This window comes from Collinsella aerofaciens, assembly GCF_902501475.1.
Classification (GTDB): Bacteria; Actinomycetota; Coriobacteriia; order Coriobacteriales; family Coriobacteriaceae; genus Collinsella; species Collinsella aerofaciens_AL.
In genome coordinates this window covers 23,380-39,816 of the sequence record NZ_CABWIF010000058.1, presented here as the reverse complement: position 1 = coordinate 39,816, position 16,437 = coordinate 23,380, and the positions used below count along the sequence as shown (strand labels likewise).

The following is a 16,437-nucleotide window of genomic DNA, read 5'->3' as shown; positions in this document are numbered from 1 at the left end:
GCAAAGTATACGCTCGTGCAGAACCCCTATGATAAACATACGGGGCTTCATCGCGGAGGCGAGGCCAAGGAGGTCGTTACGGGTCGGACGCTCGCCGCCGACAACGTCAGCCGCAACGGCAATACGGTCACCTTCTCCATCCCCACGACTGAGCTTGAAAGCTATGCCGGCTACGCAAAGCTCACGTACAAGACGGCGGTCAAGCGCGGTGAGCTCGATACCTCCACAAACGAGGTGAAGTTCACCAACAAGGCCAGCGCGGGGTCAGGAGTTAAAAAGTTCGATTCCGGTAAAGGTGACGTTATCATTAAGAACAACGTCATCAAAAAGTCCGGCGAGCAGGTTGCCAATAGCAATCGCATCAAATACACCATTCTTGTTAACGAGTCTGCCGTTGCCCTTAAAAATGGCACCGACTTCCTTGAGCTCGTCGATACCATGGATGCCAAGTGCGCGCTGGTGCCGTCGACGCTTAAGGTCTATGAGCAGGTGAATGGTGCCTGGTCACCGCTGGCTGATAAGGACTATTCGTCGAAGATGGAGCAAGTCAAGGATGAATCTGGCTCGCGTACGAAGTTGACTCTTGAGGTGCCCGACGGGAAATACCTCAAGGTCGAGTATGAGGTTATCCCGACCGGAAACCCCGGCGAAGAGGTGTCCCTTTCCAACACCGCCGAGCTTGCGGGGGTGACGGAGGGTTCGGCGATCGACGAGCAAAAATGGAAGATTCAAAATGCGTCCGCCAGCGCGGGCGGCAACGGCTACAGCATCACGATGACCAAGTACGACGCCCAGCAGGTCGGCGCGACGCTCGAGGGGGCGAAGTTCACACTCTACAGCGTGGATATGGGCCAGGTTGCGGATGACGGAAATGTAGAGAACGCCAGAACGCCGTTTGACGAGGCCGCGATCGACGTCCCTACCGACGCCAACGGCAAAATCTCGTTCGGCACAAGCGACAAGAAGATGAGTAATTGTGTGCTCTATCAGCTCGTGGAGACCAAGGCGCCTGTTGGCTATGCCAAGGCCGATCCCACGTGGATCATGCTCAAGGGCAGCGCGAGCGACAAGGATTATCAGGCTGCGCTAACTAAGGCAAAGGACATCGTCGACGGTGCGGAGATCATCGACGATACAAAGAAGGACGAGATCTGGGTCTACGACAACCGCATGACGGGCAAGGCGGTTATTAACGCAGAGAAGGTGCTCGCAGGCGGAACGTTCAAGGAAGGTCAGTTCTCGTTCGCGCTCAAGGATGACAAGGACAGGGTGCTCCAAACGGTGACCAACGATGCCATGGGCAACGTCTCCTTCAACGTCGACTACAACAAGGCCGATACCTATACTTATACCATCTCTGAGGTCGTCCCCGAGGGCGCCGAGAACAACGTCAAGGACCACATCACCTACGACAGGACCCAGCACAAGGTTACGGTTAAGGTGGACAACGGTGAGAGAAATCTCGTCGCCACCGTCACCTACGACAATGGCTCTTCGACCCCGCCGACTTTTACCAACAGATACTCGACCACGCTTCCCGAGGCAGGCGGTGCCGGCTTGACTATGACGTATCTGGCTGGCGCTTCGCTGCTGTGCTTTGCCGCGACATGGATGCATGCTCACCGCCATCGCGATCGAGATCGAGGTGGTCGCCGTGAGTAGGCTTTGGCGCCGCTTGTTGGCCGTGGCGACGATAGTTACGGTCGCTATGCTCTCTTTTGCGATGCTGCCCGGGACGGCCCGCGCGGCGGGCACCGGTGCCATTATGGTAGGCGGTACAGTTGCGACGCGGTATGACGCGTACCAGCTCTTTTCGGCGACCGTTGTCGACGATGACGATGCTGGCCAAAAAATTGCAACTGACGTAACGTGGGCGAATGACGCGGTTCGTCAAACTATTCTTTCCGTGCTTCATGATGCTGGACTTGATGGCTCGGCATCGACGGCGCAAGAGGCTGCCGAATGGATGAATGCCGACAGACACATGGCGACCGCACTGACGGCAAAACTTGCCCGCGCAATTGTCGAAGCAGGCGCCGCCTCCGTGGGCCTTAACGCGGGCACGGCGGCCGAGCTGCCCTGCGGCTACTGGCTCATCGTCGCCGACGACGACGCCATCGCCCGGGGCGAGGCCGGCACCGCGCCGATCATGGCCCTGGTCGGCGGCAGCGCCGTCACCGTCAAGCCCAAGGCGGCGACCCCCAAGGTGTCCAAGCACGTGCTGGAGGACAGCACCGCCGCCTGGCAGAAGGCCGCCGACGCCACGGTCGCCGACGACCTGTACTGGCGCCTCTCTGCCACGGTCCCGGCGGGCCTCACGGCCTACGACACCTATACGGTGCAGTTCGCCGACACCATGAGCGCGGGGCTCGACCCCTCCAAGGTGGCCGCGAGCATGCGCGTGTACGTGGCGGCGGGCGCGGACGGCGGCTTTGACGCGGTCCAGACCGGCAAGGACGGACGCGCCGGCACCGACCCCGCGAAGGGCTGGACCGATATCACGGCCCAGTGCGGGGTCTCGGTCGACGGCAAGACCTTCACCGTGCGCACCGGCGACCTCATCGACGTGCTCGGCGGGGCAGACGCCTTCACCGCGGGCGCCCGCGTGGTCGCCGTGTACAACGCGCCGCTCAACAGCGCATGCAACCACGGCATCGCGAAGGGCAACCCCAACGAGGTCTACCTGCGCTACCCGCGCTCACCCTTTGCCGACCAGTCCGGCGACGCCGGATTCACCCGCACGCCGAGCGATGACGCGTGCGCCTACACCTGGGGACTCAGTCTGATCAAGCGCTCAAGCTCGGACGATAAACCGCTCGCGGGCGCCAAGCTGCGCATCATCGATGACCGCGGGCGCATCCTAACGACCGACGGCTCGTGGTCGACGGATGCCGCCGCGTGCGTCACCACGGGCGCGGACGGCCATGTGGAATTGAGCGGTGTGGACGCGGGTGTCTACACCGTCGAAGAGGTCGCGGCTCCCAAGGGATACACCGCCTTTGAGGGCAAGCGAACGGTAACGGTTACGTCCGAGGGATTGGACGTTAAACAGGTTGCAGCCGCGAAGCCCAAGGTGACCGTGTCGGCCGAAAGCCCTCTGCGGGTTGATACCGCTGATGCCGGGACGGGTTCGATTGAACTGTCGGTGCTCAACACTCCAAGCAAAGAAGCAAGTCGAGGCTTTATGCCCTCGACAGGAGATAGAACGTTGGTGCTGGTGGCGGCTTTGGCTGCCATCGGAGTGGCGGCTATTGTTGTCGCGCTCGTCATCAAGCGGGGAGGCGGTCGTCGTGAAAAATAATTGCCCCCCTGCTTAATGGCGTGCTGCCTCCGTAGCGAGTGACGCACAGGCCTACCGACCTGATGATCATTGGTTTTGAAAAAGTTACTAGAGAACCCTCCAAGAAAAGCGGGGCACCCGGTCGACATGACCGAGTGCCCCGCTTCGTTTGTTGGTGCAAAGTAACCTGGCACCTTTGTGGTGGTTGGTGGCTAAGCGGTGGGGAGTCCTGGCATGTTAGCCGGCTGCTGCGGCTTGAGGTGGGCGTTGCGCCAGATGATCTGGATAACGTAGCCGAGCATAAAGACAAAGGCTACGCCGCTGATGAAGTCACCTACGAGGGGAAGCCCCGTGAGGGCGCCTGCGATTACGCCGCCCACGGCTGCCATGGCGTAGCGGTTTTGGTTGTGTCCGACCATGCGGGAGATCGCGCACCCCGCAAAGGCACTCGACACCAACGCGATGCCGATAACGCCGCACAAGAGGGCTCCGGCAAGCGACAGACCAGCGATAGAGATAATTAGCAGTAGGACGGCGGGGACGATAGCAATCGTGCCCAGAAGACCGCTCACCCACAGGGGTATGGGGCGCTGGTGGAGCATGCCGGCGGCGCTGGCGGTCGCGCGCGGAAAGACGAGCTCGAGCAGCAGAGCGACAAAGCAGGTCGAGAGTGCCGCGGCGACGATACCGCCGATGACATCGTTAACGGTGGAAGTATCCTCGTTCTCGGTGCGGTCGATCTTGAGCGCGCCTACCTCGGCTCCTGCGGCACGCTCGGGGTCCTCGGAGACGTGCGCGTTCACGGTGCCGGTGATGTGGGCGTTCTTGCCCAAGATGAGCTTGTCGGCCCAAACCTCGACATCGCCCTCGACGGTGCCATCGATGGTCACCGTGTCGCCCGCAAGCGCTGCCGACTTGGTAGAGCCGCGCAGGGCAACCGTCTCGCCTATCGCGTAAAAACAGTTGGCGGTGCTGTCGGAATTGAGCACAACGTGCTGACCGACGACCGTGACGCTGCCATCAACCGTGGTCTTGGCGATATCGATAGTGCGTGCCGCCAAGCGGACGGCGCCGCCCACCGTGCAGTCGCGGATGGAGAGGCTCTCGCCTGCTGCAATTATGTCGCGGCCGATGGACGCATCGTCCAAGTTGAGGGCCTGACCTGCCCAGTACAGGTCACCTTCGACGCCGGACGAATTGGCGTCATTGTCGGTCGCAAGTACGTTGCCTGCGGTGTCCGTGCCGGCGAACGACGCCGTGGGAAGCGCGGTGAGCGCGAGCGCGATGAGCGCGAATGCCATAAGCAGGCAGCGACGTATCTTGTGTGACGGCGCCGTCGCGGTTTGATTGAAAGCCATGGTTGATCCTTTTGTTAGGTGTTCGGCATATACCTAACAGGGTACCCAACGCGTGGGCGCTCTAAAAGAACCTCTCGGTTGCATTTCGAAGTGTCGTGCCGTGCTGTCTACTTTTTACGGTGCAAGAAGCGCGCGATATCTTCTTCGGTGGGGCTTTTGATGTCAAAGCGCAGCGAGAGCCAGCGCAGACCCATGGTCACGACAACGCATACGACCAGCGCGGCGACATTGCTCATGATGCCGCTCATAACGAGACACACATAGCTTGTCGATCCGGCGATGGCGGCGATGGCATAAAAGTTAGTACGTTGGAAAATGCCCGGAACCACGCCCATAAAGCCGTCGCGCAGCATGCCGCCGCCCACCGCGGTGAAAAAGCCCATCATGATGCACACCGCCGGCGCAAAGCCGTAGACAAGCGCCTTGTCCGCTCCGGTGGCGGCGTAGATGCCGACCGAGATGATATCGAGCAGGGGAATGAGTTTTTCGGGCTTGTCGACGATTGCCGGGAAAATATAGATGATGGCTGCCGTGGCAATGGAAAGCGGCAGCGCCATCGGCTGGTTGAGGATGTAGACGTTGCCGACCTGGAGCGTCATATCGCGCAAAAGACCGCCGCCCAGACCGCAGACCACCGCGAGCGCGACCGCGCCCACCAGGTCGAGCTTGTGCTCGCGCGCAACCAGCACACCCGAGATCGATGCAGCGACAACAGCGAACATCTCGAGCCAAAACGGGATGGCAACCATGGCATCCGAGGCATGTGAGGTAATGGTTATGGCAGCGACGACGGGCAAGATGGGGTCCTTTGGATCGTGGGTTTAGACAATGCCCGTACATAGTACATGGTTGTCGGGCGTGGCGACCCTATTGCTCGGTAAACGGTCGGGGCCGGGTGGGGGCGTAGGTACATAACATGTACATCAGCCTCCAAAGATGTCGAAAAATGTCGGTTTTGGAGGGTGACGTACATGTTTGGGGGTCTGGGTTGATGTTGAACGCGATGGGGGCATGGCTGAATAGGAGGGATGTCCAAATTTTGAGCGGAGCTCAAAATTTATCCGGTCGGCTTACGCCGACCGCGCTGCGCTAAAAACGCGCCACGGGCGCGTTTTCTTTACGCTCCGCGCCCTGGCGGGTTCGAATCCCTCCTCCTCCGCCGTATTTGCTTGTAAGGGACTCAAAAGAAAAAAGCTCCCATTCTCGGGAGCTTTCTCAATCTAAATGGCGGAGGAGGAGGGATTCGAACCCTCGTGACCTTATACAGGCCAAACGGTTTTCGAGACCGCCGCATTCAACCACTCTGCCACCCCTCCGCGTGGGGTAAAAACAAAGCAGGCTCGAAGGCCTGCTTTGGAATTAACTGGCGGAGAGTCAGGGATTTGAACCCTGGAGACGCTTTTGACGCCTACACGATTTCCAATCGTGCTCCTTCGGCCACTCGGACAACTCTCCGTTAAATGCGAAAGTCAGTATACACGAGGAATCGCAAAGTGCAAACAGAAAAGTTGGCATTTTTTAAAACGCTTGGCCGCGCTTGGCGTTGCGGTGGGGTTTGAGGTACCAAAAAAACGGCTTTCGACCAGCGTGGTTGATCAGCTCAATTGTTCAAAAGGGGTATTCATAAGCGACTTGGCAATGAATATAAAAATCTTTGGGTGGTGTTGTAGACCACTGGTATGCATTTTGCGACCACAACCATGCGCCCGTTGACCTGCGACTTGGCTCAGCTTGTCCCCACGGCACCGTATCTTGTCCACAGATCCGTCAAGCTTTTGGTCAGCATTTGGTTGGAATGCGCATGAAACGTCGTGCGAGTATGGGCATATGTGGAGGTCATGAGGTTGTAGCTGCATATTCTTGCAGCCTAGGAGGTTGAAAGATATTATTACCAAGTCTTTTCCTGCTTCAGGCGCACCTTCACGACCTGAAGCCACATTTGCCCAGAGGAGGTGACAATATGAAGGCTTATGAACTGCTGTTCTTTGTTGACCCGTCGCTCGACCCCGAGACTCGTCTCGCTGTTATGAAGCGTATCGATACCACGATCGCTGAGGGCGCTGGCAAGGTCGACTCCGTTGACGAGTGGGGCAAGCGCAAGCTCGCCTACGAGATCAACGATCTCACCGATGGTGACTACACCCTCATCAACTTCCACGCAGATCCTACCCAGATCGCCGAGCTTGATCGCGTCCTGCGCATCACCGACGCTGTGGTCCGCCACATGATCGTCCGTCGCGACGACCAGGAGTAAGACTGTCGTTTTGGACTGGGCTTGTGCCCCAAGAGGAAGTAGTGAGTTATGAGCATCAATCGAGTGAACATCACCGGTAACCTCACCCGCGATCCCGAGCTGCGCGCCACCGCCGGCGGAACCCAGGTTCTGTCCTTTGGCGTCGCCGTGAACGATCGTCGCCGCAACGCGCAGACTGGCGAGTGGGAGGACTATCCCAACTTTGTCGACTGCACCATGTTCGGCACCCGCGCCGAGGCCGTGAGCCGTTTCCTGGCAAAGGGAAACAAGGTCGCGATCGAGGGCAAACTGCGCTACAGCTCTTGGGAGCGCGACGGCCAGCGCCGGAGCAAGCTTGAGGTCATCGTCGATGAGATCGAGTTTATGAGCTCCCGTGGTGGCCAGGGTGGCTACGATCAGGGCGGCTACGCCCCCGCAGCTCCCGCGCCTGCAGCACGTCCTGCCGCACCGGTGGCCACGCCGCCCGCGGTCGACGTCTACGATGAGGACATCCCGTTCTAAGGGTTGTTCACCTATTTTTGAGTGAGAGGCGGCTTCGGTTCGCCGAAGTTGCCAAATGAAAGGTATTTTGACATGGCTAATGATTTTTCTGCACGTCAGCCGCGTCGTAAGTACTGCCAGTTCTGCAAGGAGAACACTGAGTTCATCGACTATAAGGACACTCAGCTTCTCCGTAAGTACATGACCGACCGTGGCAAGATCAAGCCCCGTCGCGTCACTGGCGCTTGCACGCAGCATCAGCATGACATCGCCAACGCCATCAAGCGCGCCCGCGAGATGGCTCTCCTGCCGTACACCGTCCCCGTGGTTTCCTCTCGTGGCAACCGCGACCGCGGCTAAGAAGGGAGACGCATCATGAAGGTTATTCTTCTCGATGAGATCAAGGGCAAGGGCGGCGAGGGTGACGTCGTAGAGGTCGCTCAGGGTTACGCTGAGAACTTCCTGTTCCCCAAGAAGCTCGCTGTTGCCGCCACCAAGGGCAACCTCAAGCAGCTTGACGAGCGTCGCAACAACATCGCCAAGCGCGAGGCCGTCCGTCTGGCTACCGCCAACGAGACCAAGGCTGCCTTCGAGGGCAAGACGGTCACCGTTGACGTCAAGGTCGGCGACGAGGGCATCCTCTTTGGCTCCGTTACCGCCGCTATGATCGCTGACGCCATCAAGGCTCAGCTCGGTATGGACATCGACCGCAAGCGCGTCGAGCTCGGTAAGCCCATCAAGGTTGCCGGTGCCCACACCGTTGCCATCTCGCTGTACCGCGAGATCAAGGCCGAGGTTGTCGTTCTCGTCGGCGTTACCGCCGAGGAGCTCGCTGCCGAGGCTGAGGTCGAGGAGGCCGCTGAGGTCGCCGAGGCCGAGACCGCCGAGGTCGAGACTGAGGCTGCTGCCGAGTAGCATTTGCTGCAACGCAACAATCTTGTTCTAAGAAGGGCGCTCTGGGAAACCAGGGCGCCCTTTTGTTTTTTGCGCTGAGTGAGTGTCATGGTGAACGTTGCGTCGAAGTCCTATATACGGGACCGTTCATCCGTTTGGTTCGGTGATGATTGGCGGCGCGCGGCGCGTTTTGGGACCGTGGCTGATACTATGGATGCTCGCAAGCGATATGAATGAGGATGCTCATGGCATATGACGATAGGGAGACCGGGCTGACGGTTGAGGACCGCGGCTCAAAGTTGGGTCTTCCCCAAAACCAAGATGCAGAGGCCAATGTACTGGCCGCTATGCTGCTATCGCCCGAGGTGGTCGAAGAAGCCCAGGTCGAGCTGCAGCCCGATGACTTCTACCGGCCCATTCACAAGACCATCTATACCGCGATGGTCGATATGTACAACAGCCGCATTCCCATCGACTCCATCTCGCTGATCGATTACCTGCGAAGCATCAACAAGCTCGATGCCGTGGGCGGCGAAGCGTACATTTTGGAGTTGATGGGTCAGACCCTGTCGCTCGTCAACTGGCAGCATCATGCCGCCATCGTTCGCCGCGATTCGATGCTGCGCGAGCTGATCGGCGCCACCAACGAGATCAACGCGCTGGCCTATAACGCCCCTACCGACACGAAAGAGGTCGTGGAGCTGGCCGAGAGCAAACTGCTCAAGGTTACGGCGCGCGAGGTCAAGTCGAGCTACAAGACGCTGACCGAGTTTATGGTTGAGGCCTATAACGAGGCCGAGGAAGTGTGCCAAGCCGGTGGTCAGGCTGCGGGCGTGCCCACGGGTTTCCCGTCGCTCGACCGCATGCTCATGGGCTTCCGCGAGGGCCAGCTCATCATTATCGGCGCCCGCCCTGCTGTGGGTAAGACGTCGTTTGCCCTGAATCTGGCGCTCAACGCTGCCGCTGCCGGTTATACCGTCGGCTTCTTCTCGCTGGAGATGTCGGGCAAGGAAATTGCCCAGCGTCTGATTTGCGCCTACGCCATGATCTCGATCAGTGACTTCCGCATGGGCCGCATTAGCCCCGAGCAGTGGGCCAATATCAACGAGGCCACGCAGACCTTGTCCAAGCTCGATATTCTGATTGACGATACGCCCGGCACCACAGTGACCGAGATTCGCGCCAAGAGCCGCCGCATGCTCCATAACAAGGAGAAGGCAATCATCATCCTGGACTACCTGCAGCTGGTGAGTCCCCCACCGGGACGCCGCTCCGAGAGCCGTACCGTCGAGGTTTCGGAGATGTCGCGCGGTCTTAAGATCATGGCCAAGGAGCTCAAGATCCCGCTCATCGCGCTGTCACAGCTCTCGCGTCAGGTCGAATCCCGTACCGGCAAGCGCCCGCAGCTTTCCGACCTTCGTGAATCGGGCTCCATCGAGCAAGACGCCGATATCGTTATGTTCTTGGACCGCTCCGCCGACGAGGCCGAAGCCTCGCGCGACGATCGACCCGACGAGGGCGTTACGCGTATCGTCGTGGCCAAGAACCGTTCGGGCCCGATCGGCGACGTCGACCTGATGTTCCTGCCGGCATCTACCAAGTTCTATGAGCTTGATGGGGCACATGCCGAGGAGTAGGACAGGCGCCCGTTGCACGGGTATACTGGGAATGTTTTGTGCTTCTGCGTGCCGGCGTGGCGCGCAGACAGTCCATGAATGTAAGGAGTAAACATGCCGTCAACCGTTTTGGTCGGTGCCCAGTGGGGCGATGAGGGCAAGGGTAAGATTTGCGACCTGGTCGCCGGCGACTTCGATGCCGTCGTGCGCTACTCGGGAGGCAACAACGCCGGCCACACCATCGTCGTCAACGGCAAGAAGTACGGCCTGCACCAGGTGCCCTCCGGCATCATGTATTCCGACCACGTGTCGGTGATCGGTAACGGCTGCGTCGTCAACCCCAAGGTTGTCCTTGAGGAGATCGACATGTTCGAGGCCGACGGCATCACCACCAAGAACCTCAAGATTAGCGGCAACGCGCATGTCATCATGCCGTACCACATTGATCTGGATGGCGCCTTTGAGCAGAAGCTCGGCAAGAAGAACATCGGTACCACCAAGCGTGGCATCGGTCCGTGCTATCAGGACAAGATGGCCCGCATTGGCCTGCGCATGCAGGACATGCTGGATGAGGCGCTGTTCCGCGACAAGCTGGAGACCGCTCTCGCTCGCGTGAACCCCGAGCTCGAGCTCATCTACAACCTGCCCACCTACACCGTGGACCAGATTTGCGACGAGTACCTGCCGATGGCCGAGCGCCTGCGCCCCTACATCACCGAGACGAGCCTGCTGCTCAACAACATGATCGACGAGGGCAAGGACCTGCTGTTTGAGGGCGCCCAGGCGACGCTGCTCGACATCGACCACGGCACCTATCCGTACGTGACGTCTTCCAACTGCACCGCCGGCGGCGCCATTACCGGCTCCGGCGTGGGCATGAAGAACGTCGACCGCGTGCTGGGCGTCATGAAGGCCTATATCACCCGCGTCGGTTCGGGCCCCATGCCCACCGAGCTTTCCTATGAGTCCGAGGCCGGTCACACGCTGACCGAGGAGGGCTACGAGTACGGCGTGACCACCGGTCGCCGTCGTCGTTGCGGCTGGTTTGACGGCCCTATCGCCAACTATGCCTCGCGCGTCAACGGCCTCACCGACATCGCCCTGACCAAGCTCGACGTGCTTTCGGCCTTCGACACCATCAAGGTGTGCGTGGCCTACGACGTCGATGGCGAGCGTTACACGAGCGTGCCCGAACACCAGGTGCGCTTTGAGCATGCCAAGCCCATCTACGAGGAGCTCCCTGGCTGGAAGTGCGATATCACCGGTTGCCGCAGCTTTGACGAGCTGCCGCAGGAGGCTCAGGACTACGTGGCGTTTATTGAGGATCTGGCACACACCCGCGTGACGTTCATTGGCGTTGGCGCTGGTCGCGAGCAGATCATCAACCGATTCTGGAAGTAATCGGGACTATTTGGTTATTGCGATATACCCCTTTGCAGCCCGGACGGGCGGCCGAGGGGTATATTTGCTTGCAAAGGGCTCGCGCGGAGCGGGCCATTCATCCATAGAGGAGGCACCCTTGAAGGCGGACACTCAAACCATCGACATCCTGTTGTTGGGCAGCGGCGGCCGTGAGCATGCTTTGGCAGCTAAGCTCGCAGCATCACCGCGCGCCGGCAAGCTCTACATTGCGCCGGGTAACGGCGGCACCGCGAGCTGCGGCGAGAACGTTGTTCTCGACGACTGCGATCCTGCGGCCGTGGCGGCGTTTGCGCAGAGCCACGGATGCGGACTCGTGGTAATTGGCCCCGAGGCTCCGCTCGTGGCGGGCGTGGCCGACGCCGTGCGCGCGGCGGGTATTCCCTGCTTTGGCCCGGGTGCCGAGGGCGCCCAGATGGAGGGCTCCAAGCTGTTCTCCAAGCAGCTCATGGAGCGTGCGGGCATTCCGACGGCAGCCTATGGTTCGTTTACCGACGAGGCTTCGGCTCTCGCCTACGTGCGCGAGCAGGGCGCCCCGCTGGTCGTCAAGGCCGACGGCCTTGCCGCGGGCAAGGGCGTTATCGTGGCGACCGAACTTGAGCAGGCCGAGGAAGCCGTGCGCGAGTGCTTTGGCGGCACCTTTGGCGATGCCGGCAACACCGTGGTTATCGAGGAGATGCTCGTTGGTCCCGAGTGCTCGCTGCTGGCCTTTACCGACGGCAAGACCGTGCGCCCCATGGCCACCTCGCAGGACCACAAGCGCGCGCTCGAGGGCGACAAGGGCCCCAACACCGGCGGCATGGGCGTCTACAGCCCGGTGCCCATCGTGACTGACGAGGAGCACGCCACCATGGTGAAGGTCATGGAGCAGACCGTGGCCGAGCTCGCTGCCGAGGGTATCGACTACCGCGGCTGCCTGTACGGCGGCTTTATGCTCACGCCTGCCGGCCCCAAGGTACTGGAGTTCAATGCCCGCTTTGGCGACCCCGAGACGCAGGTCGTGCTGCCGCGCCTTAAGAACGACCTGGTCGAGGTCATGCTTGCCTGCGCCAACTGCGAGCTCGATCAGATTGAACTCGACTGGCGCGACGAGTGGGCCGTGGCCGTTGTCCTGACGAGCGCGGGCTATCCCGGCAGCTACGAGAAGGGCAAGGTCATCACCGGTATCGCCGATGCCGAGGCCATGGAGAACGTGACCGTGTACCACGCGGGCACTGCCGTGGTGGACGGCCAGCTCGTGACCAATGGTGGCCGCGTGCTTGCCGTGACCGCTCTGGGCGACACGTTCGAGAACGCTCGCAACCTTGCCTACGAGGCCTGCGAGAAGATTGTTTTTGAGGGCAAGACCCTGCGCCACGACATCGGCCTGCGCGCGCTGCGCGGCCGCGACGCCTGGGATGCCTAAAATCCGAGAGGAATGAGACGGATGGACGAGAAGAACGAAGAGCTCGTGGACGCGCAGATCGTCGAAGAGGACAGCCGCATGTATGGGCACGCCGAGGGCGAGCCTGGTGGCGAGGTCGCTGACGAGCCGGCGCTGGTGCTGGGCGACGACGACCCGCACGATACCGAGCTGCACGAGAAGATTCTTTCGGAGGAGTGCGCCTGGAAGGGCAAGATCCTCGACGTCCACCGTCTTGAGGTTGAGCTGCCCAACGGTCACCGCAGCGCCCGCGATATCGTTCGCCATCCGGGTGCGGCGGCCGTTGTAGCACTGACCGAGAGCGGCAAGATCATACTGGTGCGTCAGTACCGCACCGCCATCGACCGCGTGACGGTCGAGATTCCCGCCGGCAAGCTCGATCCAGGCGAGGACCCGCTCGATTGCGCCAAGCGCGAACTGCATGAGGAGACGGGCTTTAGGGCTGGTCGTATTCGCTTTTTGACGTCGATTGTCACGTCCTGCGGTTTTTGCGATGAGATCATTCATATCTACCTGGCCACCAAGCTCGAGTTCGACGCGCCCAACCCCGATGATGACGAGTTTGTCAACGTGGACCTGGTGCCGCTGCACGAGCTGATCGACGCCGTGCTCGACGGCAAGATCGAAGACGCCAAGACCGTCGTAGGCGCCTTGGCCTGCGATAGCATCGCGCACCGCTTGGGTGGGGCCGATCTCTAGGTTACGCGGTTTTACCAAACCGCGTAACGAGCCGACGCTGCAAACGCCCCTAAGCGGCAATCTGCCTTTCAATCGTCGCTCGCGTACCGAAGTACGCGTCGCTCCTCTTTCAAGGCACCTTGCTCGCTTAGGGACGTTTTCGCTGACGCTGCCAGAACATCGGCGTTATGCTTGTTGGGACGCTTTGTTTTCAGCCTGACCGGTTCAACCGGATTTCTCACGCTATTTATTTACCCCCGAGGACTGCATGTTTAGAAGGTTTTTGTCTTATTACAAGCCCCAGATGGGGCTTTTTGTTGCTGATACTGTTTGTGCTCTGGTGCTTGCCGCCATTGACCTGGCGTTCCCCATTATCCTGCGCAATTTGACCGGTGGGCTATTTCCTCAGGGTCAGGCTGCCATTATGCAGGCGCTCGGCATGATCGCGGTGGGCTTGGTGCTGATGTATGCCGTCCGCTGCGCCTGCCGCTACTTTGTGAGCTATTGGGGTCACGTGATGGGCGCGCGCATGGAGTCCAAAATGCGCGAGGACCTGTTCGACCAGTATGAGCGCTTTAGCTTTGCGTACTTCGACCGCAACAGCTCGGGCGACATGATGAGCCGCGTGGTCAACGACCTGTTCGATATCTGCGAGGCGGCGCATCACGTGCCCGAGTGGATCATCATCTGCGGCATCGAGATTATCGGCTCGTTTGTGATCCTCTTTACCATCGCCCCGGTGCTGGCGCTCGCCATGGCCGTGGTGACGGCGGCGTTTGCGGTCATCATGTTTTGGCAGAACATGCGCATGCGCGAGGTCTTTAGCGACAACCGCAAAAAAATCAGCGGCATCAATGCGCAGCTGCAGGATTCGCTGGCGGGCATGCGCGTGGTCAAGAGCTTTGCCAATGAGGAGACCGAACGCTTCAAGTTCCGCGCCTCCAACAATCGCTATCTTTCGTCCAAGGAGAACATGTATCACGCCATGGGCGTCTATACCGCGACGTATGGCCTGCTCTCGGGTGTGCTCTATGTGATCGTGGTGCTGCTGGGCGGCTGGCTGGTCGCCCAGGGACAGCTGCAGGCGGTCGATATGGCGACCTTTGCACTCTATATTTCGCTGTTCTGCACGCCGCTCGAGACACTCGTCAATTCGGCCGAAACGTATCAGAAGGCTATCGCCGGCTTTAAGCGTATGGACGAGGTGCTCTCGACCGCGCCGGATATCCAGGACAAGCCGGGCGCCACGGATCTGCAGGTGACCGCTGGTGCCGTGGAGTATCACGACGTGTGCTTTAACTACGAGGATGTCGAGCTGGGCGAGGGCGATGCCGACGAGCGTCCCGTTATCGACCATATGGACCTGTCCATCAAGCCCGGGCAGACCATCGCTTTGGTTGGCCCTTCGGGCGGCGGCAAGTCCACGACCTGTTCGCTGCTGCCGCGCTTTTATGACGTGGCTACCGGATCCATTAGCATCGACGGCCAGGACGTGCGCGATGTGACGCAGCAGAGCCTGCGCCGCGCCATCGGCCTGGTGCAGCAGGATGTCTATCTATTTGACGGTACGATTGGCGAGAACATCGCCTACGGCAAGCCGGGCGCTACGGCTGAAGAGATCGCCGAGGCCGCCCGTCGCGCCAACATCGATGCCTTTATCGAGTCGCTTCCACAGGGCTATGACACGGTCGTGGGCGAGCGCGGCAGCCGTCTTTCGGGCGGACAGAAGCAGCGTGTTGCCATCGCGCGCGTGTTTCTCAAGAACCCCAAGATCCTTATTTTGGATGAGGCGACGAGTGCTTTGGATAACGAGAGCGAGGAGGCGGTGCAGGAGTCGCTCGAAGAGCTGGCACGCGGCCGCACCACGATTATCATCGCCCACCGTCTTTCGACCATTAAGCATGCCGATGAGATTGCGACCGTTGAGCATGGTCGCGTTGTGGAGCGTGGCACGCACGAGGAGCTTCTCGCCCATGGCGGCACCTATGCCCGTTACTATCGAATGCAGTTCGAAGGTGCGCGTGCGCACGAGCTCGACTGATTGATATGACAGGAAGTTTATGGCTGACAAGAACCCTTTGACTCCGGAAGAAGTGACGGAGTTATTCTCCGAAATCGATGCATCCGGTGTCTTGGATCCCACGCTTGCCAAAAAGCGAACCGAGCGCATGCGTGAGAAGGAGGCTGCGGCCAAGCGCGGTGACAAAGCTGCGCTAGCGCAGCTGCGCAGCGAGGACCGCGCGAGCCAGGCAAAACATATCGACCCGCTGTCCGAGGACGATCCTTCGGGTTCGCAGGTGAGTCATACCATTACGAAGACCGCGATGGCCGTGGTCATTGGTATTTTGGTGCTGATCGTGGGCATGCAGATTGGTTACGGCGTGATGCGTCGTCTGAACACCGCCAACCTGTCCGAGAGCGTTTCGGTCGATACCGTTTCGATGGCGCTCAAGGGTGGACTTGAATGGGGCAACGGCTTTACGCAGTTCCCGCTCGACTTCACCGTCGATGAAGCCGATGAGCGTACGGGCACGGTCGAGGTGACGGTGTTGGACACATCGTCTGCCAACGAGCTCGAGCTGCTGTCCAACGGGCAGATTCAGGCCGCGGCGCTCGCGACCAACGCGCTGCTCAACGATAAGATCGACCGCGTGGTGTATAACGTTCACGCCTATATCGACGAGGATAGCAACATTCAGCACGATTCCTTCTTTGGCATGTTCCCCGCGCGCGGCCACCAGAGCGCCATTTTGACGTTCGTGTGGACCAAGAGCTCATCCAACGCCACGAGTATCGACTGGAAGATGCGCATCGGGAGTATGGATGACACCATCGCCGAGCGCATTCAGAAGCAGGTGAACTCGGTGTCGTCGTTGATTGAGGACCCGGTGGTGAGCCAGACCAAGATTGACGAGGAAAAAGCCGAGCGCGATCTGGAGCATCGTCTGCATGGCCGCGAGATTTTCCGTGGCGGCAAGCCCGATCGCACACCGTCCGAACTGCTGGAGCAGGACAAGAAAAAATAAGACGCCATC

General features: G+C 60.1%; 14 protein-coding genes and 2 tRNA genes. 12 read left to right on the top strand and 4 right to left on the bottom strand.

Features of this window, described 5'->3' with window-relative positions; genetic code table 11:
- Positions 1-15: 15 nt before the first annotated feature.
- Together GDJ93_RS09360 and GDJ93_RS09355 are read left to right on the top strand one after the other, a co-directional pair.
- Complete coding sequence (locus tag GDJ93_RS09360; RefSeq protein WP_193221517.1) at positions 16-1,662, top strand: Spy0128 family protein; 1,647 nt, start codon at positions 16-18, stop codon at positions 1,660-1,662.
- Positions 1,616-3,301, top strand: a complete 1,686-nt coding sequence (locus GDJ93_RS09355) for a SpaA isopeptide-forming pilin-related protein (RefSeq protein ID WP_152068588.1) — start codon at positions 1,616-1,618, stop codon at positions 3,299-3,301. Before GDJ93_RS09360 ends, GDJ93_RS09355 begins: the two co-directional genes overlap by 47 nt.
- A 191-nt stretch (positions 3,302-3,492) precedes the next feature.
- On the opposite strand, the gene GDJ93_RS09350 is transcribed toward GDJ93_RS09355, so the two are convergent.
- The 4 genes from GDJ93_RS09350 to GDJ93_RS09335 all read right to left on the bottom strand — a co-directional run bounded on the left by GDJ93_RS09350 (position 3,493) and on the right by GDJ93_RS09335 (position 6,093).
- A complete protein-coding gene (locus GDJ93_RS09350; RefSeq protein ID WP_152068587.1) occupies positions 3,493-4,638 on the bottom strand; it encodes a DUF8173 domain-containing protein in 1,146 nt (381 codons plus the stop codon).
- A gap of 107 nt (positions 4,639-4,745) precedes the next feature.
- A complete protein-coding gene (locus tag GDJ93_RS09345) occupies positions 4,746-5,435 on the bottom strand; it encodes a trimeric intracellular cation channel family protein (RefSeq protein ID WP_226812580.1) in 690 nt (229 codons plus the stop codon).
- 428 nt (positions 5,436-5,863) lie between these two features.
- Positions 5,864-5,954: transfer RNA gene (locus GDJ93_RS09340), tRNA-Ser, on the bottom strand.
- A 48-nt stretch (positions 5,955-6,002) separates the two neighbouring features.
- Positions 6,003-6,093: transfer RNA gene (locus tag GDJ93_RS09335), tRNA-Ser, on the bottom strand.
- A 505-nt stretch (positions 6,094-6,598) separates the two neighbouring features.
- Between GDJ93_RS09335 and rpsF the strand changes: the two genes are divergently transcribed.
- The 10 genes from rpsF (at position 6,599) to GDJ93_RS09285 (ending at position 16,428) form a co-directional block, all read left to right on the top strand.
- Entirely contained in the window at positions 6,599-6,892 is a 294-nt protein-coding gene (gene rpsF / locus GDJ93_RS09330; protein WP_006235831.1) for a 30S ribosomal protein S6, read from the top strand.
- Between the two features lie 48 nt (positions 6,893-6,940).
- Entirely contained in the window at positions 6,941-7,393 is a 453-nt protein-coding gene (locus GDJ93_RS09325; RefSeq protein WP_006235830.1) for a single-stranded DNA-binding protein, read from the top strand.
- 72 nt (positions 7,394-7,465) lie between these two features.
- Entirely contained in the window at positions 7,466-7,732 is a 267-nt protein-coding gene (gene rpsR, locus GDJ93_RS09320) for a 30S ribosomal protein S18 (protein WP_006235829.1), read from the top strand.
- Positions 7,733-7,747: 15 nt separating this feature from the next.
- On the top strand, positions 7,748-8,287 hold the full coding sequence (gene rplI / locus GDJ93_RS09315) for a 50S ribosomal protein L9 (protein WP_022094073.1): 540 nt from the start codon (positions 7,748-7,750) through the stop codon (positions 8,285-8,287).
- Between the two features lie 218 nt (positions 8,288-8,505).
- Positions 8,506-9,903, top strand: coding sequence for a replicative DNA helicase (gene dnaB, locus GDJ93_RS09310; RefSeq protein ID WP_006235827.1), 1,398 nt, complete (start codon positions 8,506-8,508; stop codon positions 9,901-9,903).
- Positions 9,904-9,996: 93 nt separating this feature from the next.
- Positions 9,997-11,283: an adenylosuccinate synthase gene (locus tag GDJ93_RS09305; protein WP_055251352.1), complete on the top strand. Its 1,287-nt coding sequence runs from the start codon at positions 9,997-9,999 to the stop codon at positions 11,281-11,283.
- 118 nt (positions 11,284-11,401) lie between these two features.
- Positions 11,402-12,706 carry a phosphoribosylamine--glycine ligase gene (purD, locus tag GDJ93_RS09300; protein WP_152068586.1) on the top strand — a complete coding sequence of 435 codons (1,305 nt, stop codon included), beginning with the start codon at positions 11,402-11,404 and terminating at the stop codon, positions 12,704-12,706.
- A 21-nt stretch (positions 12,707-12,727) separates the two neighbouring features.
- Positions 12,728-13,423, top strand: coding sequence for an NUDIX domain-containing protein (locus GDJ93_RS09295; RefSeq protein ID WP_193221516.1), 696 nt, complete (start codon positions 12,728-12,730; stop codon positions 13,421-13,423).
- A 247-nt stretch (positions 13,424-13,670) separates the two neighbouring features.
- Positions 13,671-15,443, top strand: coding sequence for an ABC transporter ATP-binding protein (locus GDJ93_RS09290; protein ID WP_152068585.1), 1,773 nt, complete (start codon positions 13,671-13,673; stop codon positions 15,441-15,443).
- A gap of 19 nt (positions 15,444-15,462) precedes the next feature.
- The gene (locus tag GDJ93_RS09285; RefSeq protein WP_152068584.1) at positions 15,463-16,428 is read left to right on the top strand and encodes a hypothetical protein; all 966 of its coding nucleotides are present in this window, start codon (positions 15,463-15,465) and stop codon (positions 16,426-16,428) included.
- The last annotated feature ends 9 nt before the right edge of the window (positions 16,429-16,437 follow it).